Origin of the sequence: Streptomyces sp. 142MFCol3.1, assembly GCF_000424945.1 — a bacterium.
In the GTDB taxonomy this organism is placed as follows: Bacteria; Actinomycetota; Actinomycetes; order Streptomycetales; family Streptomycetaceae; genus Streptomyces; species Streptomyces siamensis.
Window position 1 is genome coordinate 67,542 of record NZ_AUKV01000004.1, and the last position, 20,717, is coordinate 88,258.

Genomic DNA, 20,717 nt, shown 5'->3' on the forward strand with positions numbered 1-20,717 from the left:
AGTCCCCTCAGTTCAGCCGGACGCCGGAGCCCAAGTGCTGGTCGAGGGCCTGCGGCAGCTGCCGGGAGACCTCGTTGCCGAGGCGTTCGAACTCCCGCTTCAGCAGGGGGCCGGCCAGCCGGACCCAGCCGTGGAAATCGATGCGGGCCCGGTAGACGAGCAGCGTGTGCCCGCCCCGGCTCTCGAAGAGCATGTCGTCCGTCGACGTAGCGGTCCTGTTGCGTCCCACGAAGGTCAGACGATCGTGCTGGTGCCGCACGAGCCGGTAGCGCAGTTCGGTGCGACGGCCGCGGAATTCCGACACGTTGAGCCACTCGGCGCCTTTGGCGACCGGGCCTCTCCCGACCCGCTCGCAGCTGACTGTGCCGGGATCCCAGGCCACGGCATGGGAGAAGTCCGCGAGCCAGGGCAAGACATCGGACAGCGGATGGCCAAGGAGGACGGTGCGCTCGACTCGGACCATGGGCCTCTTCCCTCTCGGACGTCCCGGCGGACATCGCCGGTGCGGGTGGACACCCTCCCTTCGGCGCGGACCACCGCCATGGATGCGGGTGTCACCCAAGAGGAGGACCCACCTCGGGGGGAGCACGCTGCGAGGGCATATCGATGCAGACTCGATGCAAGTTGTATCGATGCATTCCTGCGCCGCATGGTGGGAGCGTGACGTCGCCCGGAGCGACCGGCGCACCCCGGCATCCGAGGGACGGCACGGCGAACGCACGGTCCGCCGCTTCCGCCGGGACAGACGCCGATCCCGCGAGGAGACGGTCTTCCACGGCGCGAGGAGCAGTCGTCATGACCACCATCCAGACCCGCGAGCACTCCCGCGACGACATGTCGCTGTGGGCGCCGGTGGAGGAGTCACTCGCCGACGAGCAGCTCGCCGAAGGATTCCGACGAGGGGACGAAGCCTGCCTGACGGCCATGTACCGACGATGGGGCTCGCTGGTGTACACACTCGCGAGGCGATCCCTGGGCGACGCGCGCGAGGCCGAGGACGTCACCCAGGTGGTGTTCCTGGCGGCCTGGCGCGGCCGCGGCGGCTACTCGCCCGAACGCGGTGAGCTCTCGGCCTGGCTGGTGGGCATCACCCGGCGCAAGATCGCCGACGCGCTCTCGGCCCGTACCCGGCGCTCCGAACTCGTCGCGGCGGCAGGCGCGAAGCTGTCGCTGGACACCCACGACGGCCCGCCCCGGCCGGACGCCGTGGTGGACCGCGTCGTCATCGGGGTCGAACTGGACCGACTGCCCGCACCGCAGCGGCGCGTGCTCAGCCTCGCCTTCTACGACGACCTCACACAGACCCAGATCGCGCGGCTCACCGGCTGGCCGCTCGGCACGGTCAAGAGTCACGCCCGGCGTGGCCTGCACCGGCTCGGCCGCAGGCTCCGGGACGCCGACGCGGCCTTCCACCAGCCGACGGCCCCCGTGGCCACGGGTGACCACCCGTAGTACCGACGCAGCATCGATGCGACCTGAGTCGGCGCTCCTGGGCGGTCGTCTTGCGCCAGCTGCATCCGAAGGGGCCGCGTCGCGGCGAAGAGAAAGCGTCGTCCGCAGTTCGCGCCGTGTGCACGACGGCGCCGATCGACCGCGGAGGTGTGACCGATGAGCGATCCCCGGCAGGCCCCCCACCTGCATCCCGCCGACCTGGCGCAGCACGCCCTCGACGACGGGGAGGTGCCACGCCCGGTGTACGCACGCCACCTCGCCGAATGCGCGCCGTGCCGGCGCCGGCTCGCGGAATTCCGGCGCGTCGTGGCCGCGGGCAGGAGCTCACGCCCGAACGACCCTTTGCACGCTCCACCACCCCGCGTCTGGCAGGCCATCCGCACGCAGGCGCGCGCCGGTCGTCCGCCGCACCGTGCGACGGACCGTCCGCTGTTCCCCGGTACGAAAGGACAGGGCAATGCCCACTGATGAAGCGGACGTCGTCGTGATCGGCGCCGGCCTGGCGGGACTCGCCTGTGCGAGCGACCTGAGCGCCGCCGGGATGAAGGTGCGCGTCCTCGAAGCCTCGGACGGGGTCGGCGGGCGGATGCGCTCCGACCGCGTCGACGGTTTCGTGGTGGACCGGGGCTTCCAGGTGTTCAACACGGCCTACCCACAGGTCAAGCGACGTCTGGAGCTCCGCCCTCTGCGCCTGCGCCCCTTCACTCCGGGATTCCTTGCGCACACCGACCGGGGACGCATCCGCCTCAGCGACCCCAGCCGACGGCCCCGGCACGCCGCGGGGTGGCTGTCCAGGCACGGCGCAGGCACGCGCGACCTGCTCGCCCTGGGCAGGCTGTCGGCCCGCGACGCGCTCGCGCCGGCAGCCGTGCTGAAACGCGGCACGGAGCACACGACCCGCCACGCCCTCAACGCCTGTGGTCTGTCCGGGAAGTTCGTCGAAGACGCCCTGCGGCCGTTCCTGTCGGGTGTCTTCCTGGAGGACGAACTGGAGACGTCCAGCCGGGTCTTCCACCTCGTGTGGCGCAGCATGCTGCGCGGCACGCTGTGCCTGCCCGCCACGGGTGTCGGCGCCGTCCCCGCCCAACTGGCGGCCTCGCTGCCGCCGGGCACCCTCCGCCTCGATCACCCCGTCCGACGCCTCACCGACGAAGGGGTGCTCGGCGCCGACGGCACCGAGACCGCCGCCCGCGCCGTCGTGGTGGCGACCGGGCCCGGCCCGGCCACCCGGCTGCTGCCCGGCCTGCCGGTCCCGGCCTACCGCACCGTCACGTCGTACTACCACGCCGCCCCCACGTCACCGCTGACCGAGCCGACCCTGATGACCGACGCGCGGCGCCGGTTCGTCAACACGTGCGTCCTCAGCGAAGTGGTGCCCGGCTACGCTCCACGCGGGGCCGCTCTGGTCGTCACGTCCGTCCTCGGCGAGGACACGCCGGGCCGCGAGGACCTGGTGCGCGAGGCGCTGGCCGAGGCGTACGACACGGACACGGCGGGATGGAGCCGGGTGGCGGTCCGTACCATCGCGGACGCCCTGCCCGCGATGCCGCCCCCGCAGCCGCTCACCCGCACGACCCGTGTCGGCTCCGGCCGTTACGTGTGCGGCGACCACCGGGCCACCGGCTCGGTGCAGGGTGCCCTGGCCTCCGGCGGCCGGGCGGCGCGCGCGGTGCTGCGCCACTCGGGCCGGTAGCCGGACCGGGGCGCGGACCGCACCCGCGAGGACGGACGGCGTGGCACGACCTGGCGCCGACGCGATGGCAGGTCGCGCCACGACGGTCCGGGGGGCACGGCGGGCGCGACGGGCGCCGCGGACGGAACGGAGGGCACGGAGGGCACCGGCGCCGCGGGCGTCACGGAGGGCACGGGCGGCACGGGTGCGAAGGAGGGCACGGGTGCCATGAGCGCGACACTCACGCGGTCGGCCCGGCACGCGCTCCCACCGGAACGGCGGCGCGGCCGGTCGGCCGACGGGACTGTCACGGCGCACCGATCGGTCCGGTGCCGGGCTCAAAGGGCAGCCGCAGGGCCCGGACCGCGAACGAGACGGCGTGGTACCAGCCGCAGATCAGGACCGCTTCGAGTGCCGCGTCCTCGCCGGCGACCGCGACCAGCGACGCCCAGGTCCCGTCGCAGAGGTCGTACGTCCGGTGGAGCTCGTCGACCGCTTCCAGCACGGCCCGGTCGTCCGCGTCCCAGCAGTCGTCGGCCGGCATCCCGGAGGCCAGCGACGTGAGTTGCTCCGCGCCGAGACCTGCCTTCCCGGCGAACGCGGCGACGTGGACGCCCCATTCGTAGTCGGCGCCGCACAGCGAGGTCGTCCGGTCGATGACCAGTTCGCGGCGGCGGACGGTGAGGGCGGAGCGCTGGGAGAAGTAGTAGCGGCCCCAGCCCGCGACGCCGCGGGCGAGGTCCGGGCGCCGGGCCCAGATCCGGAACAACTGGATCGGCGGCCCGAGGAGATCGAGGGCCGCCGCGGTCTCCTCGTCGTACGGCGGCGCGAGGGGTTCGATGCGCGGTTGCTTCGAATTCAGAGGCATGGCGGGATGCTAGTGTCGGCGCTTCGGAAAGGGAAGCAGATGACGCGACCGACCCCGCTGCCCGGCCGACGGGTCCGCGGTTCACACACCGGGCGCCCGATCATGGCGCTGCTCGACCTCCTGGGGCGGCGCTGGGTGCTGCGCGTTCTGTGGGAGCTGCGGGACGGGTCCGCGCCGACCTTCCGGCAGCTCCAGCAGCGTTGCGACGGGGTGTCGTCAAGTGTCCTGGCGGCCAGGCTCCGTGAGCTCGCGGAGGCGGACCTCGTCGAGCACACGGGCGACGGCTATGTGCTCACCGGACAGGGCACGGCCCTGCTCGGACGACTCGCGCCGCTCGATGCCTGGGCCACGGACTGGCGCCCCAGGCCGGCGGACGACTGAGCCCCGACGGGCATCGGCATCGGCATCGGCGTCGGCGTCGGTGCCGGGGCGCCGAGGTGCCAGGATGGCCGAACCGCGCTGTCGCGCCCGCCAACTGCCGTGCTCCGCAAGGCGACATGATGTGCGAGACTCGATGATCGTCAGCACCCCAGGTCACCTCGCGCGACGGAGTCCGCCATGACGACCGGCACCCCCGGCCCCCAGCAGATCGACACGAGCAAGGCGCACCCCGCGAGGGTGTACGACTGGCTTCTGGGCGGCAAGGACAATTACCCCGTCGACGAGGCGGTGGCCGAGAAGCTCCCGGCCGAGGCGCGCGACGCGGCCCGGCAGAACCGCGAGTTCATGCATCGGGCCGCCGCCTGGCTCGCCGGACAGGGCATCGACCAGTTCCTCGACATCGGCACGGGCATCCCCACCGAGCCCAACCTCCACCAGATAGTCCAGCGACTCACGCCGGCCGCGAAGGTCGTCTATACGGACAACGACCCGATCGTGCTGCGGCACGCGGAGGCCCTGCTGGTCAGCCGCCCCGAGGGGGCCACCGACTACATCCAGGCGGACGTCCGCCGGCCGCGCGAGATTCTCGAACACGCCCGGGGCGTACTCGACTTCGAGCGTCCCATCGCCCTGTCCCTGATCGCGCTGATGCACTTCATCCCCGACGACCAGGACCCGTACGGCATCGTGAGCGATCTGCTCGCCGCCCTGCCGCCCGGCAGCCACCTGGTGCTCTCCCACGCGGCGTCGGATCTCTACCCGGAGCTCGCGGAGCAGGTCACCGCTGAGTACGCGAAGGGCGGCATCCGGCTCGGCTTCCGCACCCGCCCCGAGGTCGACCGGTTCTTCGACGGCCTGGACCTCGTCGACCCGGGCCTGGTGACGGCCCCGGAGTGGTTCAAGGGCACCCCGTCGCCGTCGCCCGAGGGGAGCGGCATCTACGCCGGCGTGGCGCGCGTCCGCTGACGGCCACCGCTCCACGCACACCGCGAGAACGCGTGCGCGTGGCCACGACCGAGGGCGCGTGGCCACGACCGCGGGCATGGCGACGAACACGCGCGCACCGCGACGGACGGGGCGTGCGGAACGGCCGGGTCCGACCCGTCGCGGCCTCGACAGGGGGCCTGGGCCGGATATGTTCACCCCCGACAAGGCCCCGCGGCGAGGTCTGGGAGACTGAGACCCTGTGACCACACACTCCGATCTCGCTCGCCGTATCCATGCCGTCTCCCACCTGACCGGGCAGTTCACTCTGCGCTCGGGACGCACCACGGCGGAGTACTTCGACAAATACCGCTTCGAGGGCGACCCGGTGCTCCTCGACGAGACGGCCCGCGCGATGGCCTCCCTGGTGCCGGCCGGCACCGAGGTGCTGGCCGGGCTGGAGATGGGCGGTATCCCTGTCGTCACCGCCCTGGGCCGGCACACGGGACTGCCGTGCGCGTTCGTCCGCAAGCAGGCGAAGCCGTACGGTACTTGCCGTCTCGCCGAGGGCGCGGAGGTGGTCGGGCGCAAGGTGCTGGTGGTCGAGGACGTCGTCACCAGCGGCGGACAGATCGTGCTGTCGACCGCCGACCTGCGAGCCCTGGGCGCGGAGGTCGGCGCGGCTCTGTGCGTGATCGACCGTGAGCAGGGCGGGACCGATGCCCTCGCCGCCGAGGACATCGAGCTCATCTCCCTGCTGACCGCCACGGACCTGCGGGACGCCGTCTCCGACTGCCCGTGAGACGAGCCGCGTTCTCGGCTGCCGTCGGGGTCCGGCGCTCCGCGGCCGAGCGCGGCCTCGCTCTCGAGGAGGGCGTCGGGATCGGCGAGGGCTTCACCGAACATACGGTGGACCCGGTGGAGACGCCGGCGGGCGGTCCGGGGATGGATCCCCAGGCGCGCGGCGGTCTCCGGAGCGGTGCAGTGCGGGGTCTGGAGGCAGCCGGCGGGGTGCAGGCGAGCCGGTCGCGCTGCTCGGGGGTGAGGGGCGCCGGGGGCCTGAGCCGGTGGGCGGCCATCAGACGTACCAGGGTGGGATCCGCCGGAAGCGGCAGTTCGGCGAGGCACCCCCGCAAGGTGCTGTGCCAGGTGGTTGTGCCCCTGACCGGTCCGGTCGTCCCGACGGACTGACATCGCGGGCCCGTTCACACGCCGGCCCGACCACCACCCCTGTGGACACTGTGCAAGGCATCGAGGTGAGGCCTCGGGCAGTGCGGCGGGCCCTGCCGTGGAGAGCCGGCAGGGCCCGCCGCCTTGCGGGGAGGTCAGGCCGTGTGGAGCGTCAGACCGTACCGGTTGAGGATCTCGTTGACGGGCTGGAACCAGGTCTCGCCGCCGCTGGAGCAGTTGCCCCAGCCGCCGGAGGTGACGCCCTGGGCCTGGTCACCGCTGATGAACGAGCCTCCGGAGTCGCCGGGTTCGGCGCAGACGTTGGTCTTGGTCATCTGATGGACCGCGCCCTGGCTGTAGTTGACGGTCTCGTTCTTGGCGAGCACCGTGCCGCAGTGCCAGTGCGAGGTCGATCCCGAGCGGCAGATGGAGGCGCCGACGGGGGCCTCCGCCGAACCGCGCACGAGCTGGTCGGAGACCGTTCCCCAGCCGAGGACGACGGGGACCGTCCACCAGCCGCTGCCGACGTTGACCCAGGCGTAGTCGTTGTCCGGGAACGACGAGCCCTGGAAGTTGCCAATGTAGGACCTGTCCCAGCCGCTGACTCCGGCGCCGGGCTGTCCGCAGTGCCCCGCGGTGACGAACCCGCCGTACACGGAGAAGCCGATGGAGCAGCGGACGTTGCCGGTGTAGTACGGGTCGCCGCCCACCGTTCCTGCCGCGAGGGTCCGCGGGGCGCCCGCCGTCTGCTCGACGGTCATGGGGCCGGCCTTGCGGGCCTTTGCGAGGAAGCGCTGGACATCGTTGTCATCGCGCGCGCCCGGGGCGACGTTCACGATCACGGTGCTGGCCTTCGGGTCGACGTGCCAGCTGCTGACGCTCGCCGGTGCGGACAGCTCGTCGATGCGCGCTTTGGCGGCGTCGAGTTGCCGCGCGGTGTGTGCCACGGTGCGGACGGCCGCTCCGGTGGCCCGTATCGCCCGTCGTGTCGCGGGGGACGCGTCGGAGGTGACGCCGACGGTCAGCCGACTGTCGGCGGCGTCGAACCATGAGCCCCCGAAGGAGGTATGCGCGGCTCGGCGGGCCTTCGGTTCCACGGCGGTGGCGCGCTGCTCGGCGGCCAGCCGTGCGGTGGCCTCGGTCCTCGACAGGTGCAGATCCCGTCGCATGGCCGATAGGAGGGCGGTGGAGGCGGGGGCCTCGGCCGACCGGCCGCGTATCGGGGAGTCGCTGGCCGAGGCGGGCAGGGTGCCCGTGGTGACGCAGGTGCCGAACGTGAGCAGTGCGGCGAGGCCTGCGAGGCTGGAGGTGGTGCGTCTCATGGGGGTTGCCCTTCGTCGTTCCATCTGGGTGGGGGTGGAACAGAGCCCTGAGAGCGCTCTCAGTCTGGTGTCGCGGCAGAGCCTAGCGGGTGATCATGGGCAGGTCCATGCCAATGCGAGGGGTAATTGGTCCGGAGCTGACACTGTGTGATCTCCGGCCTTCGGGCACAGGCCCGTACGGATCACGGGCGGGACGTCTCCGCCCCGCTCGGAACCCCGGGCAGGCGTACGCCGCGGGCCGGGCTAGGGTGCCCGCACGGAATCGCCCGGCGCGTGGTCGCGCACACGCCGCGTGGCGTTCAGCCCCGGCGCGGGTTCGGCTTCAGAACGGCGAACATCGCCTGGCTCGGGTCCGCCAGCCAGGCGATCCGCCCGACCTCCGGGACGTCTGTGGCCGGCATGAGGACCGCACCGCCGTTCTCCCGCACCGCGGCGACGGTGGCGTCGGCGTCGGCCACCGCGAAGTACGGGATCCAACGGGCCTCTTCCTGATCCGACCGGAGCGGGGCCACGCCGCCGAACGCCCCGTCCTGCTGATCGCCGTCCCGGATGCTCAGCACCCGGTAGGTCATGCCGGGTGCCTGCATCTCCTGGGAGCGCCAGCCGAACAGCCCGTCGTAGAAGCGGATCGCGGCATCCGGATCGCCGACGTGCAGCTCCACCCACACCAGGGTGTCGTCCTCGGACGTCGTCTCCAGGCCGCCCGTGCCTGGTTGCAGCACGGCGAACTCCGCGCCCTGGGGATCGGTGAACTGGGCGAACGACGCCTCACCCATGTGCGCCGGCTCGACCCGCACGGTCCCGCCGCCGGCGACCACGTCGCGGGCGGTGGCCTGGATGTCGTCGCTGTGGAAGTACGTCGTCCAGGCGGGCCGGGCTCCCTCCTCGCTCAGCCGCCCGAGGGCGCCGACGGTCCTGCCGCCCCTCTGGAAGAACCCGTAACCGCCCGCGTCGGGCCCGGCCGACACGTACTGCCACTCGAACACCGACCCGTAGAAGGCCGCGGCCGCGTCCTGGTCCGGGCTGCCGAGGTCGATCCAGTTGGGCGAGCCGGTGCGGAAGTCGGTGCCGAGCATGTCGTGCCTCCTGCGGTGCCGGGTGCGGACCCGGCCACTATGCCGCCTCGGCGGGCGCTGTCCGGCGTACCTGTCGCGATGTCCCGAGGGAGTTCACCCGGGCCGGGGCCGGGCGGGTGCGGATCACTTCTGCGGGGCCGGGCGGCCCTGGGGATGACCGTCGTGGTGGGCCGCGAGGTGGGGGCGACGGTGCACCGGGGTGCGCTGGATGACCAGTAGGGCGGCGTCGTCGGTGGGGCGATGGCCGACGTGGTCGACGAGGTCCTCGTGGATGCGTTGCAGAAGGCCTTCGGGGTGTCCGGTGGCGAAGGCCGCGACCCGCTCGGCCAGCGGGTAGAAGGCCCCGCTCGGGGAGCGTGCCTCGATGACGCCATCGGTGTAGAGGATGAGGGTGTCGCCGGTTGCCAGCTCGAAAGGTTCGGGGTGGTGGTTGGTGGCCGGGAGCTCGCACATGCCGAGGGGCGGCACCGGGCTGCGCGCGTGCAGGACCGTGACGTCACCGTCCTGGAGCAACAGGGGAGGCGGATGACCGCAGTTGATCAGCATCGGCTGGGCGCCGTCGTCGGGGATGTCGAGGACGAGAGCGGTGATGAAGTGCTCGCCGGGGTCGAGCGCGGTGTCGGCGACTTCTTCCATACCCCGGCAGACGCTCACTTCGAGCGCGGACGTCAGTTCCGGCAGGGTCGCATAACGGTGGGCACCCTCGCGGAATGCGCCCAGCAGCACCGATGCCTCGGCGATGGAGGCGAGCCCCTTGCCGCGGACGTCGCCGATGATGACGCGGGTGGAGGAGCCGGTGGCGCGGGTGACCGCGAAGAGGTCGCCGCCGATGCGCGCTTCGTCCTCTGCCGCGAGGTACAGCCACGCCACGCGCAGGGGGCCGACGCGGCGGGGCGGCGGCCGCAGGAGGACGCGTTGCGCGGTCTCCGCCACCGAGCGGGCCCGGCTCAGTTGCCGAGCGCGGCGTTCGCGCAGGAAACAGACGAAGACGACCAGGGCGGAGAGCACGGTCAGGGCGATGATCTGCGCGATGTGGTTCGCCGTCATCAGGCCTCCGTGGAGGGCGGCGATGACGATCTGCGCGATCACCGCGAGCGCTCCGACGAGGGCGGTGACTTTCGCTCCGGCGAGCGAGGCGGTGAGGGCCGGTGCGATGACCAGCAGCGGACCGAGGTGGATGTCGGTGGGGGAGTGGACGTCCACCACGGTGATGACGACGATCAGCGCGAGGGGAATCAACACCCACCCGCGGCCCGGCGGCTGATCGGCGAGGTGGTCCACTGGCACGCGCCGGATCTCCACGCGCCCATTTTGCCCTGAAATCACCGGCCTGTCGCCTGTCGCCTGTCGCCTGTCGCCTGTCGTCAAGGAGGGCGACACCTGCGGCGGGAGCGGTCGCGCCCTCGGGGAGATGCGGTGTGCGCGGTGGTGGCCGGCTCCCGGGGGCCTGGCGGCGACGGTCCGGTGGAGCGGTGTCAGGCGGCCGGATGTGGCCTGTGACACGCCCGTGACAGTCGACGGACGTGGTGATGACGTCGCCGAGTCAGTCTTTTGGAACCAGGGCAAAACACCTTAATCGGGCATTTGCCTACTGCTTCCGAGGGTGCGGGCAGTGACGACCCGGCCGACCCGTCGACAGAGAAGGAAGACCTCATGAGCCCCGCCCTCACCGCCCCGATCTCCACCCCGTCCGCCGAGACCTCGGCCCCCGGCGCCCAGGTTTCCGCCATGACCTCCGCCACGACCTCCGAGGCCGACGCCCCCGCGCTGGCCCCGCGCGAACGCGAGACCCTGCGACATATCGCCGCCGGCTGCACCTACCTGCAGGCGGCACGCCAGATGGGACTGTCCAAGCACACGGTCGACGCCTACCTGCGCCGGATCCGCGCCAAGCTCAACATCACCACCACCGCCGAGATGACCCGACTGGCCATCTCGCTCGGCCTGTGACGGCCGTGCGGCGAAGCAGCGGAGAGAGAATCGGAATATGACCTTCCGATTCCGTGGCGGACGGGCAATCCCGAGGCGCGGGCGGACCGTATATACGGATGTGACGAGATTCAGGTTCCCGGTGGGCCGTCTTCCGGACGAAGCACTGTTGTCCGGGCTGGCCGACGGTGATCCGGAGCTCGCGGTCACCTTCGTACGAAGGTTCCAGCACGCGGTCTTCGGCGTCGCCATCGCCGTCACGGGTGATCCGCAGCTCGCCGAGGACATCGCTCAGCAGACGTTCGAGCGCGCGTGGCGCCACGCGCAGATGTACGACGCGCGCCGCGGTTCGGTGAAGACCTGGCTGACGGCCATCGCCCACAACCTCGCCATCGACGCCGTGCGGTCGCGACGGCTGGAGCCGGTGGCGCCCGAGGATCTCGAAGCGATCCTCGACGTGGTCAGCGACACTCCGGAGCAGCACGCGCTGGCCGACGAGGCCTCCGCCCGACTGCGGGCGGCTGTCGCGCAGCTGCCGCGCGAGCAGGGCCGTGCCCTGGTGATGGCGGGCATCTACGGCATGACCGCCCAGCAGGTCGCCGACTCGGAGAAGATCCCGCTGGGCACCGCGAAGACGCGCATAAGGACAGCGATGGGCAAGCTGCGCACGACGCTTGCGTCTCCGAAACGAGGCGACCATGTCCAGTGAAGTGACCTGCGAGAAGGTGCGGGAGGTCGGCACCGAGCTGGCGCTCGGCGTGCTGCCCGGCCGGGAGCGGGCCGGCGCGGTCGCCCATCTCGACGAGTGCGCGGGCTGCCGGGAGTACGTCGAGCAGCTCACTCTCGTGGGGGACGGCCTCATCGGGCTGCTGCCGGGCAGCGAACCCCCGGTCGGGTTCGAGGCCCGGGTGGCCCAGTCGCTGACGCAGGAGAAGCACGTGCGCGAGGCCCGCGGGCACGGGGCCCGCATGCGCGGGCCGACGGGACGCGACATGGCGCACGAGACATCAGTGCATGAGACGTCCGAGCGCGAGACGTCCGTGCGCGAGGCGGCTGTGCGCGAGACGCATCCGCGTCCCGGCGGGCACTCGGCCAGGCGCAAGGGCGGACGCGGACGGATACGGCCTCGGGTCGCCGCCGTCGCGGCCGCGGTCCTCGCCGCGGTCGGTTTCGGCGGCTGGGCCGCAGGTACGGCGATCGAGAACGTCATTGCCGGCCCGGCCGCCACGTCCGTCGGCACCGACAAGGAAATGCTCTCCGGTGACCTGATCTCGACCGTCGCCCAGAACAAGCCGAGCGGCGAGGTCTACGCACACACCGACCCCGAGGGCTGGGTCTACATGACCGTCGATCTCGCCGAGGCGGGCAACCCCTTCAGCGGCAAGATCGTCTGCCTGTTGGAGCACAAGGACGGCAGCACGGTTCGCGTGGGCACCTTCACCTTGCGCGACGGCCGCGGATCCTGGGGGAGTCAGGCCCGAGTCGACCCCTCGGCGGTCTCCGGCGCCCGGGTCGCGACGCCCGACGGCACCGTGCTCGCGTCGGCACACCTCGGCCCCGGCGACGTGGGGGGCGACCAGGAGTCATCCGCAAGCTCCGTAGCGAGCCACCTGGAGTGATCCGCGGTTTTCCAGTGAGCGCACGGCGGAGCGGACCGCTTCCCAGGTCACCGGTCCGCTCGGCCTGCCCTCGCCAGTCGTGGTCACGTCTCTTCCCGCGACACGTTCGTCGGGCAGGCCCTCACACGTGTTTCGAGCCAGGCCCTCACACGCGTTTCGACAGGTCTCGCCCGGTGTCCGACAGGTCTCGCTCGGCCGGTGCCGGAGCGTGGGCCGTCCTGCGCGGCAGCCCGGGCACGACGCCGTGCGCGGTCCTGTCGCCGAGCCAGACGAGGAAGGTCAGGACGAAGAGTGCCTCGACGAGTACGGACAGGGGGCCGTAGGGCGCTTCCCAACCGGGCTCGTAATAGCCGCCCGGCAGGCCGACGGTGCGCGACAGCACGAAGCCGACGATCATGCCGAGACTGACGAGCGCCCCGGTCAGCCAGGCGATCAGCGCTCGCCTCATCAGGATCAGTGCCACGGCCACGCCGAGCATGACGGCACTGCCCACGGCGAACAGGACGCCGATGTAGAACATCTCCTCCAGGTGGTCGGGGACGAGGATCGTGTGCAGCACCGTGTTGGCGACGGCACAGCACACGCCCAGCCCCCGCAAGGCCGCTTCGGCGGCGTTGTGGGACGTCATGGCGACTCCAGGTGTTCATGGGCACGGACAAAGCCCACGGGGGAAAGGCGTCCCGGCCGGGGGATCGCCGCGCGGTGCGGTGCGGACCAGAGCGCGGCACTGGCCGGATCGCGGGCGGGCACCGGCCGGCCGGGACGCATCCGCGCGCCGGGCGCCGCCCTGGGACACCCGGCGCCGGTCACCACGCGGAGCCCGGCGTCGCGGAGCTGTCGTCTCGGAGGGATCGCCTCCTGTCAATGCATACGGACAACAGCCCTGTAGGGATTGCACGACTCGGCGACGACCGGACGGCGGGAGTCGTAGGACCGGCCTGAAACCGGACCTGCCGACAGCCGCGGACCGAGCCCCTTCGCACGGCCGTCCCCCTTCTCGTACATGCGTCCGGCGCCTCAACGTGCGTTTCCCGCATCCGAGATGAGCCTTCGGGGTTGCCGCTCGAAGTCCGCGGGCGATTGGCTATCGTGACGGCATGTCCGCCCCTGAACTGATCCGCATCGTCTCGCGCGACTCGCCCATGGCCCTGGCACAGGTGGAACGTGTGCGCGCCGAACTGGCCGTGCTCCACCCCGGGATCCGTACCGAGGTCGTGCCGGTGAAGACCACCGGCGACAAGTGGATGGGGGATCTCGCCCAGGTCGAGGGGAAGGGCGCGTTCACCAAGGAAGTCGATGCCGCGCTGCTGGACGGACACGCGGACCTCGCGGTGCACTGCGTCAAGGATGTACCCGCCGACCGCCCGCTCCCGGCAGGCACGGTCTTCGCCGCCTTCCTCCGGCGCGACGACATCCGCGACGCACTCGTGCACTTGGACGGCCTCACCCTCGACGAACTGCCCGCCGGCACCCGTGTCGGCACCTCGTCGGTGCGGCGCGTGGCCCAACTCGCCGCGTCCTACCCCCACCTGGAGTGCGTCCCGATGCGCGGCAACGCCAACCGGCGCCTGGACAAGCTCGCCGCGGGCGAAGCCGACGCCCTCCTGCTGGCCGTCTCCGGGCTCGAACGCATCGACCGTCAGGACGTGATCACCGAGATCCTCCCGACCGACGTGATGATGCCCCCGATCGGTGCCGGGATCCTCGCACTCCAGTGCCGGGAGGACGACACCGAACTGATCGACACCGTCAGCGCCCTCGGCCACCCCGACACGCACCGGGAAGCAACCGCCGAGCGGATGTTCCTCCATGTGCTCCAGGGACACTGCAACTCGCCCATCGCCGGATACGCCAAGGCCGAGCGCAACGGCGATCTGTCCCTGCGCGCCTGCGTGTTCACTCCCGACGGCAAGACCGTCCTCAACGCCCATGAATGGGCCGGACCCCTCGACCCGGGCACGCTCGGCACCGCGGTCGCCGTCGCCCTGCTCCGCCAGGGTGCCCGCGACCTCATCGACTCCATCGCCCACTGAACCGACTCCGTCGCCCACCGGTCGGACGCGGCACGACGCCGGTGCGAGAGCGTCCGGCGGGCGACCGCCCGCCCGGCGCGGCGCTCTGCCCGCCGCGCCGCGCGGGCCGGCGTACGTCTGCCTCAGGGCCCTCAACAGACCGGCGGTCTCAGTGAATCCGCGTCGCTCAGCGTGTTCCAGGGCGGTCACGCCGTCACCGTCGGCAGGTGCGGGGTGGCGCCCGCCGTGACGAGCAGCCCCACGATCTCCTGGTGTGCGCGCCCGCCGTCATCGAGGATCACGGGCTTGCACAGGGCCGTCCAGCCGAGGCGGTTGACGTGGTCGACGTCGATGTCGGTCTCCCGTGATACCGCGCGTACGCAGTCCACGTGGCCGCGTTCCGCCGTGGGGACGAGGGCGATGCCGCCGAAGCGGTTCCGCAGTCTCAGGTCGGGGGCCGCCGGGAGCAGGGCGCGCGTCATGGCGACGCTGCAGGTCATCCCGGTGACCAGCCAGGGGCTGTCGTCGCGGTTGTCGCGGGCGTTCGGGTCCGCGCCCGCCGCGAGGAGCGCCTCGGCGGCGGTGACGTGGTCGCCGAGCGCGGCGAGCAGGGGTGGGGTACGGCGGTATCCGTCGCGGGTCTCGGGATCGGCGCCCGCGGCCGGCGCGGCCCGCACGGAGTCGGTGTCGCCGTCCCGGCGGCGCCGAGCAGAGCGCGTTGCCGCGTGTTCATGGTGGCTGTGCTCCCCTCCTTGACCTGCGGGCGAGCCGACAGGGCCCACGGATCCCTACGGGCGAGCCGGCAGGGGTCCACGGATCCCTACGGGCGAGCCGCCCGGGTCACGCGGACCTCTGCGGCGCGAGTCGGATCGGGCTCGTGCCGCAGAGGTCCGCGTGCGTCGGCGACCGGCTCGGTCACCGGATCAGCGGCCCAGCGTCGCCGCGCCCGCCGCCGCGAACTTCTCGTCCAGGTCGCCGGACGGCGCACCGGCGACACCGATCCCGGCGACCGGGGCACCCTTGGCGGCGACGGCCACGCCACCCCCGAGGAACAGGGTGCCGGGGATGTCCTTGAGGTTCGGAGCCTGCTCGAGACGCTTGGCGAGCTCGGACGTGGGCGCGTTCCAGGAGACGGCCGTGTACGCCTTGCGCTGCGCGGACTCGTACGACTGCGGGCCCGCGCCGTCGCCGCGCAGGGTGACGACGGTGTTGCCGTTGCGGTCGACGACCGCGACGGTGATCTTCTGGTTCTCCCGCTCGGCGGCGTCGAGCGCGGCCTGCGCGGCCTCGGTGGCGGCGTCGACCGTGAGGTGGGTGGACGTGTTGGTGCTGCCGCTCTTCGCGTTCGCCACGGGAGCGGCCGCGGGTGAGGCGGGTGCCGAGGCGTTCGCGGAGACCGTGCCGAACGTGCCGGCGGCGACCACCGCGATCACGGCACCGCCGGTGGCGGCGCGGGCACGGCGGGAGAGCTTCTTCATGAGGTCGACTCCTGGGGTCGCAGGGCAATCGCTTCTTCCGCTCTCCAGCCTGGTGCCGTCCGCGTCCGGCCCGGTCGGCGTTCCGGCTGGTGACCGGGCGCCGACCGGGTGACGGCCGGGTCAGCCGATCGGATGACCCCGGGGTCGCCGAGACTGGCGACAATGGGAGTGTTTGACCTGGCAGGAGCGGTGGAGGAGGTGGATGACGTGGATTCGGAGGCGAACCGCAGGTACGACACCGGCGCGGGCGATGACCCGGCGCGCGCCGCGTCATCGCGAACGGACCGACGGCGGACGCCGTCCACGCGGACGGGCCAGGACCAGGCGTCCTCCGCGCGGACCGGCGAGGAACACGCGTCCTCCACGCGCACGGGCCGCGACCACGCGTCCTCCACGCGAACGGCCCGGGACCGCTCGGCGTACGCGCGAACAGGCCGGGACCACGGGGCGTACGCGCACCCGGACCCGACGTACGACGCGGACGGCCCCTGGCTCGGCGCCGTGATGCACGTGGCGTTCTTCCTGCTGCTCGGCGGCGCGCTCGCCCGGTTCCTGCTGCGCCACCCCGGGGAGCCCCGCACCCCGTGGATCATCGCGCTGTCCGTCGTCCTCGCCCTGCTCTACGCGATCCCGTCCTCCGGAACCGCCGCGGCGAAGGGCCGCTGGGCGCCGCTGGGCCGGGACGCCGGGCCGGACGACGAGGGCGCGCGGCCCACCGCACTGGGGCTCGGCCGGCTCGCCGTGGTCGTCGCGGTGTGGATGGTCCTCGTGGTGCTCGCCCCCAGCTTCGCCTGGTGCGCGGTGCCGCTCTTCTACACCGGGCTGCGCATGCTGCCGGCCCGGGCCGCACTCGTGCTGGCCGCCGTGCTCACGGTGTTCGTCGTCGCCGTGCAGCTCCGTCTCGCGGGCCACTTCGATCCGAATCTGCTGTTCGCGCCGCCCGCCGTCGCCGCGATCGCGACCGCCGTCTTCCTCCAGATGGAGCGGCAGACCGCGCGCCAGCGCGCCCTCATCGACGATCTGATCCGCACCCGCCGTGAACTGGCCGCGTCGGAGCGCCGTGGAGGGACCTTCGCCGAGCGGCAGAGGCTGTCGATGGAGATCCACGACACGCTCGCCCAGGGGCTGTCGAGCCAGCAGATGCTGCTCCAGGCCGCCGACCGGCTCTGGGAGTCCGACCCGGCGAGGGCACGCGCGCACGTGCGGACGGCCGGGGCCGTCACCCAGCACAACCTCGACGAGGCTCGCCGCTTCGTGCACGACCTCGCCCCCTGCCGACCTCGCCCGCGGCGGCGGCCTCGACGACGCGCTGCGCGCGCTGGCCGCCCGTGAGTCCGGTGAGCGGCTCACCGTCCGTGTCCACGTGGACGACAGCAGTCGCGCGCCCCGCCTTCCGGAGCGGGTCCGGTCCACCCTGCTGCGCATCGCCCAGGGCGCCCTGGCCAACGTACGGGAGCACTCCGGTGCGCGTACGGCCACCCTCACCCTCACGCTCCTGGAGGACCAGGTCGTCCTCGACGTCGCCGACGACGGTCACGGCTTCGCACCCGACGACGCGTCCGTGTCCGCACCCGGCGTCCGGGGCCACGGGCTGCCCGCCATGCGTGCGCGGGCCGGCCGGCTCGGTGGCACCCTCACCGTCGAATCCGCCCCCGGCGAGGGCACCGTCCTGTCCGCCGCGATCCCCCTGGCGCCGCCCCGATGAACGGCGCACACGGCGCCTCCCGCCCCGTCCGCATCCTGCTCTGCGACGACCACGCCGTCGTACGGGCCGGTCTGCTCGCCCTGCTCGGCAGCGCCCAGGACATCGAGGTCGTCGGCGAGGCGGGCACGGGTGAGGAGGCGCTCGCCCTGACGACGAAGCTCGATCCGGACGTGGTGCTGATGGACCTGCAGCTCGGCGACGGCATCGACGGGGTCGAGACCACCCGTCGGCTCACGGCCGCTCCCGGTGACCGCCCGCACGTCCTCGTCCTCACCACGTACGACACCGACGCCGACATCGCCCGTGCCATCGAGGCGGGGGCGACCGGCTATCTGTTGAAGGCCGAGCGGCCGGAGGAACTGTTCGCCGCCGTCCAGGCCGCCGCGCAGGGCCGTACGACGCTCTCGGCCCCGGTCGCCGGCCGGGTGATGGCCCACATGCGCAGCCCGCGCCCCACCCTCACCGACCGTGAGCGGGACATCCTCACACAACTGGCGCAGGGCCTCGGCAACCGGGAGATCGCGAAGGCACTCTTCATCAGCGAGGCGACGGTGAAGACGCACCTCGGCCGGATCTACGACAAGCTCGGCGTCGGCACGCGGGCCGGCGCCGTGGCCGTGGCAAAGGAACGACGCCTGCTGCCCTGAAGACGTCACCGGTGGCCTGTCGACGGCGAGGCTTCAAGCCGTCGCGGGGCCGGGCGGAGGTCACCACGGGGCCGAGGCCGGGCCGTCCCAGGGGTCGGGCCCCGGGCTGTCGGTCCCGGACCATAGGTTGGGGGTGTGACGACCACCGCATCGCAAGAAGCGTTCCTCCAGGCCTTCCACGCCGAACGTCCGGCGGTGACCGCGGAGGCGTTCGGGCGCGGCCGTGCCCCGGACGGCCGGTCCAGTTACGAGATCCTGTGCGACCGGGTCGCCGGCAGCGAGCGCGTGCTGGACCTCGGCTGCGGCGACGGCCTGCTCCTGGAGCTGCTGGCCCGAAGCGGCGGCAGGCGGCTCGCCGGGTTGGACCTGTCGCCCGAATCGCTGGCGCTCGCCCGACGGCGGCCGGCCCTGTCCGGGGCGCGGCTGGAGGAAGGCCGGGCCCAGGCCCTTCCGTTTCCCGACGACAGCTTCGACGCCTGTGTCTCCCACATGGCGCTGATGCTCATGGCCGAGATCGAGCAGGTCGCGGCGGAGGTGGCCCGAGTGCTCTCGCCGCGAGGTGTGCTGGCCTGCGTGGTGGGAGGCGGAGCGGCCGGCGAAGAGGCGTACGAACGCTTCGTCGGGCTGTTGCGTTCCACGGTCCAGGAGCTGCCGCCCTCGCGGCGCATCCCGGCACTGGGAGACAGAAGGACCCGTACGCGCGAGGGTCTTGACGACGTCCTCGGGGCGGCGGGTTTCGCCCCCGTGGAATGGGACACCTTCGCCATCGATCTGAGCGGTCCCGTGGAGCAGGTGTGGGCGACGGTGTCGGGCCTCTACGACCTCGGCCCGCTGGACCGCACCACGGTGGAGCGCCTGCGGGAGGACTTCATCGCCGAGGCGGCGGAGTTGACGACGCCTCAGGGAACCGTCCCCTGTGTCTTCACGATGCACCTCGCGACGGCCCGACTGCGCTAGGGGTGGTTTCGTCTGGACCGGGTCGGATCAGGCCGCGGCGTCCGGTGGGTGCATCGCAAGGCGGAGGATCACCCGTGTTCTGGGGATACTCGGTTGGTCCGACAACGTGGCGAGGTGTCGTGCCGGGCGTCGCGGACCCCGGCCGATCCGAACGAAACCCCCTGGAGGCCGGCCAGGCACGGGCGGTGAGGTGGCCGACGTAATGTGCATGCGTCGGCGCGCGGGCGGACGTGAGCGCGTCGGTGTGCGCGTCGGTGTGCGTGGACCGTCGTGCGGGCGTGCCTCGGCGGGTGCGTGTGCGTCGGCGGGTGTGCGTGGTGCGGCGCCTGTTGACCTTCACCTTGGGGCAGGTCGCAGCATGGGTGGGCCGGGCTACCTGCCCGGCGGGGGAGGAGTGGGAATGGGGTTGTTGACCATCGGGGCGTTCTCGAAGGCGTCCCGTCTGTCGCCGAAGGCGCTGCGTCTCTACGACGAGCTGGGCCTGCTGACCCCCGCTCGCGTCGACCCGGTCACCGGCTACCGGCTCTACGCCCCGGAGCAGCTGGACCGTGCCCGCACCGTCGCCTGGCTTCGGCGCCTGGGAATGCCGCTGGCCCGCATCCGGCACGTGTGCACGCTGGAGCCCGCACAGGCGGCCCGGGAGATCCGCGCGTTCTGGGCCCAGGTCGAGGCCGACACCGCCGCACGGCGCGATCTCGCCGCCTTCCTCGTCGACCACCTGTCCAGGAAGGACCCTGCCATGACACCGACCACAGGCACCCTGGGAATTCGCTACGCCGCCCTCTCCGACGCGGGACTGGTCCGCACCGGCAACCAGGACACCGCGTATGCCGGCCCCCGCCTGCTCGCCGTCGCCGACGGTTTCGGCGGTGCGGGGGCGCGGGCCGGCGCGGCCGCCGTCGACGCTTTCAAGCACCTCGAAACGGGCGGCATCCCCGCGGGCAGCCTCCTCGGGGTCCTCGAGGACGCGGTCGAACAGGCCCGGCAGGCCGTGTACGACGTGGGCGGCTCCTCGCCCGAAGCGGCCGGCACCACGCTCACCGCGATGCTCTGGACCGGGTCGCAACTGGCGCTCGTCCACATCGGTGACTCCCGTGCGTATGTCCTGCGCGACGGCGAGCTGTTCCAGATCACCCACGACCACACCGTGGTGCAGTCGATGGTCGACGAGGGCCGCATCAGCGCGGAGGAGGCCGTCTCCCACCCTCAACGGTCCTTGCTCATACGGGCCTTGGGACAGGGCGCGGACGGCACCCCCGACATGCGCCTGCACGACGTACGGTCCGGGGACCGCTATCTCCTCTGCTCCGACGGCCTGTCGACGGTCGTCGACGCCGCGGAGGTCCGACGGGTGGTCACCACGGTCGCGGACCCGGAGCAGGCGGTACGCGAGCTCGTGGCCCTCGCCAACCGCTCCGGCGGACCCGACAACGTCAGTTGTGTGGTCGCGGACGTGTCGGAGGTGCCGCGGTAGCGGTGCAGCGGCCGGCGCCGCGCACGGCCTG

General features: G+C 72.4%; 19 protein-coding genes and 3 pseudogenes. 13 read left to right on the plus strand and 9 right to left on the minus strand.

All coding sequences use genetic code 11. The features are described from left to right. Positions 1–7: 7 nt before the first annotated feature. The gene (locus tag H305_RS0106705; protein ID WP_028799736.1) at positions 8–463 is read right to left on the minus strand and encodes an SRPBCC family protein; all 456 of its coding nucleotides are present in this window, start codon (positions 461–463) and stop codon (positions 8–10) included. 332 nt (positions 464–795) lie between these two features. Here H305_RS0106705 and H305_RS44690 point away from each other — a divergent pair, with 332 nt between their 5' ends. Both H305_RS44690 and H305_RS0106720 read left to right on the plus strand, forming a co-directional pair. Then, a complete protein-coding gene (locus tag H305_RS44690) occupies positions 796–1,452 on the plus strand; it encodes a sigma-70 family RNA polymerase sigma factor (RefSeq protein ID WP_078628906.1) in 657 nt (218 codons plus the stop codon). 457 nt (positions 1,453–1,909) lie between these two features. Then, positions 1,910–3,145 (plus strand): NAD(P)/FAD-dependent oxidoreductase, encoded by a 1,236-nt coding sequence (locus H305_RS0106720; RefSeq protein ID WP_028799738.1) that lies wholly within the window; start codon positions 1,910–1,912, stop codon positions 3,143–3,145. 286 nt (positions 3,146–3,431) lie between these two features. Here the strand turns inward: H305_RS0106720 and H305_RS0106725 are convergent, their stop codons facing one another. Further along, positions 3,432–3,992 carry a carboxymuconolactone decarboxylase family protein gene (locus H305_RS0106725; protein ID WP_028799739.1) on the minus strand — a complete coding sequence of 187 codons (561 nt, stop codon included), beginning with the start codon at positions 3,990–3,992 and terminating at the stop codon, positions 3,432–3,434. A gap of 39 nt (positions 3,993–4,031) precedes the next feature. Here H305_RS0106725 and H305_RS0106730 point away from each other — a divergent pair, with 39 nt between their 5' ends. From H305_RS0106730 to pyrE, 3 genes are all read left to right on the plus strand, one after another. Further along, the gene (locus H305_RS0106730) at positions 4,032–4,373 is read left to right on the plus strand and encodes a winged helix-turn-helix transcriptional regulator (protein ID WP_028799740.1); all 342 of its coding nucleotides are present in this window, start codon (positions 4,032–4,034) and stop codon (positions 4,371–4,373) included. Between the two features lie 177 nt (positions 4,374–4,550). After that, complete coding sequence (locus H305_RS0106735) at positions 4,551–5,339, plus strand: SAM-dependent methyltransferase (protein WP_028799741.1); 789 nt, start codon at positions 4,551–4,553, stop codon at positions 5,337–5,339. A gap of 220 nt (positions 5,340–5,559) precedes the next feature. Next, positions 5,560–6,099 (plus strand): orotate phosphoribosyltransferase, encoded by a 540-nt coding sequence (pyrE, locus tag H305_RS0106740; protein WP_028799742.1) that lies wholly within the window; start codon positions 5,560–5,562, stop codon positions 6,097–6,099. 107 nt (positions 6,100–6,206) lie between these two features. Here the strand turns inward: pyrE and H305_RS54460 are convergent. From H305_RS54460 to H305_RS44695, 4 genes and pseudogenes are all read right to left on the minus strand, one after another. After that, positions 6,207–6,491, minus strand: a pseudogene (locus H305_RS54460) (hypothetical protein); the annotation flags it as partial. Positions 6,492–6,622: 131 nt separating this feature from the next. Then, complete coding sequence (locus H305_RS0106750; RefSeq protein ID WP_028799744.1) at positions 6,623–7,789, minus strand: S1 family peptidase; 1,167 nt, start codon at positions 7,787–7,789, stop codon at positions 6,623–6,625. A 299-nt stretch (positions 7,790–8,088) separates the two neighbouring features. Further along, positions 8,089–8,865 carry a VOC family protein gene (locus H305_RS0106755; RefSeq protein ID WP_028799745.1) on the minus strand — a complete coding sequence of 259 codons (777 nt, stop codon included), beginning with the start codon at positions 8,863–8,865 and terminating at the stop codon, positions 8,089–8,091. A gap of 123 nt (positions 8,866–8,988) precedes the next feature. Beyond that, complete coding sequence (locus tag H305_RS44695) at positions 8,989–10,167, minus strand: PP2C family protein-serine/threonine phosphatase (protein ID WP_234020639.1); 1,179 nt, start codon at positions 10,165–10,167, stop codon at positions 8,989–8,991. Between the two features lie 351 nt (positions 10,168–10,518). Between H305_RS44695 and H305_RS0106765 the strand changes: the two genes are divergently transcribed. The 3 genes from H305_RS0106765 to H305_RS44700 all read left to right on the plus strand — a co-directional run bounded on the left by H305_RS0106765 (position 10,519) and on the right by H305_RS44700 (position 12,413). Beyond that, positions 10,519–10,815, plus strand: a complete 297-nt coding sequence (locus tag H305_RS0106765) for a response regulator transcription factor (protein ID WP_078628907.1) — start codon at positions 10,519–10,521, stop codon at positions 10,813–10,815. A gap of 100 nt (positions 10,816–10,915) precedes the next feature. After that, the gene (locus H305_RS0106770; protein WP_028799747.1) at positions 10,916–11,503 is read left to right on the plus strand and encodes an RNA polymerase sigma factor; all 588 of its coding nucleotides are present in this window, start codon (positions 10,916–10,918) and stop codon (positions 11,501–11,503) included. After that, entirely contained in the window at positions 11,493–12,413 is a 921-nt protein-coding gene (locus tag H305_RS44700) for an anti-sigma factor family protein (RefSeq protein ID WP_199791353.1), read from the plus strand. Before H305_RS0106770 ends, H305_RS44700 begins: the two co-directional genes overlap by 11 nt. 145 nt (positions 12,414–12,558) lie before the next feature. Here the strand turns inward: H305_RS44700 and H305_RS49245 are convergent, their stop codons facing one another. Further along, the gene (locus tag H305_RS49245; protein WP_051370403.1) at positions 12,559–13,041 is read right to left on the minus strand and encodes a hypothetical protein; all 483 of its coding nucleotides are present in this window, start codon (positions 13,039–13,041) and stop codon (positions 12,559–12,561) included. A gap of 469 nt (positions 13,042–13,510) precedes the next feature. On the opposite strand from H305_RS49245, the gene hemC reads away from it, so the two are divergent. After that, positions 13,511–14,446, plus strand: coding sequence for a hydroxymethylbilane synthase (hemC, locus tag H305_RS0106785; protein ID WP_028799748.1), 936 nt, complete (start codon positions 13,511–13,513; stop codon positions 14,444–14,446). A gap of 126 nt (positions 14,447–14,572) precedes the next feature. Here hemC and H305_RS44710 read toward each other — a convergent pair. Next, a pseudogene (locus H305_RS44710) lies at positions 14,573–15,102 on the minus strand (ankyrin repeat domain-containing protein); the annotation flags it as partial. A 246-nt stretch (positions 15,103–15,348) separates the two neighbouring features. Next, a complete protein-coding gene (locus tag H305_RS0106795; RefSeq protein ID WP_028799749.1) occupies positions 15,349–15,903 on the minus strand; it encodes a GlcG/HbpS family heme-binding protein in 555 nt (184 codons plus the stop codon). Between the two features lie 504 nt (positions 15,904–16,407). Between H305_RS0106795 and H305_RS44715 the strand changes: the two are divergent. The 4 genes and pseudogenes from H305_RS44715 to H305_RS0106815 all read left to right on the plus strand — a co-directional run bounded on the left by H305_RS44715 (position 16,408) and on the right by H305_RS0106815 (position 20,686). After that, positions 16,408–17,608 (plus strand): annotated as a pseudogene (locus H305_RS44715) (sensor histidine kinase). Beyond that, on the plus strand, positions 17,605–18,255 hold the full coding sequence (locus H305_RS0106805; RefSeq protein WP_028799750.1) for a response regulator: 651 nt from the start codon (positions 17,605–17,607) through the stop codon (positions 18,253–18,255). Before H305_RS44715 ends, H305_RS0106805 begins: the two are co-directional and overlap by 4 nt. 135 nt (positions 18,256–18,390) lie before the next feature. Then, entirely contained in the window at positions 18,391–19,212 is an 822-nt protein-coding gene (locus tag H305_RS0106810) for a class I SAM-dependent methyltransferase (RefSeq protein ID WP_028799751.1), read from the plus strand. Between the two features lie 400 nt (positions 19,213–19,612). Then, positions 19,613–20,686, plus strand: coding sequence for a MerR family transcriptional regulator (locus H305_RS0106815; RefSeq protein WP_199791354.1), 1,074 nt, complete (start codon positions 19,613–19,615; stop codon positions 20,684–20,686). Positions 20,687–20,717: the final 31 nt, after the last annotated feature.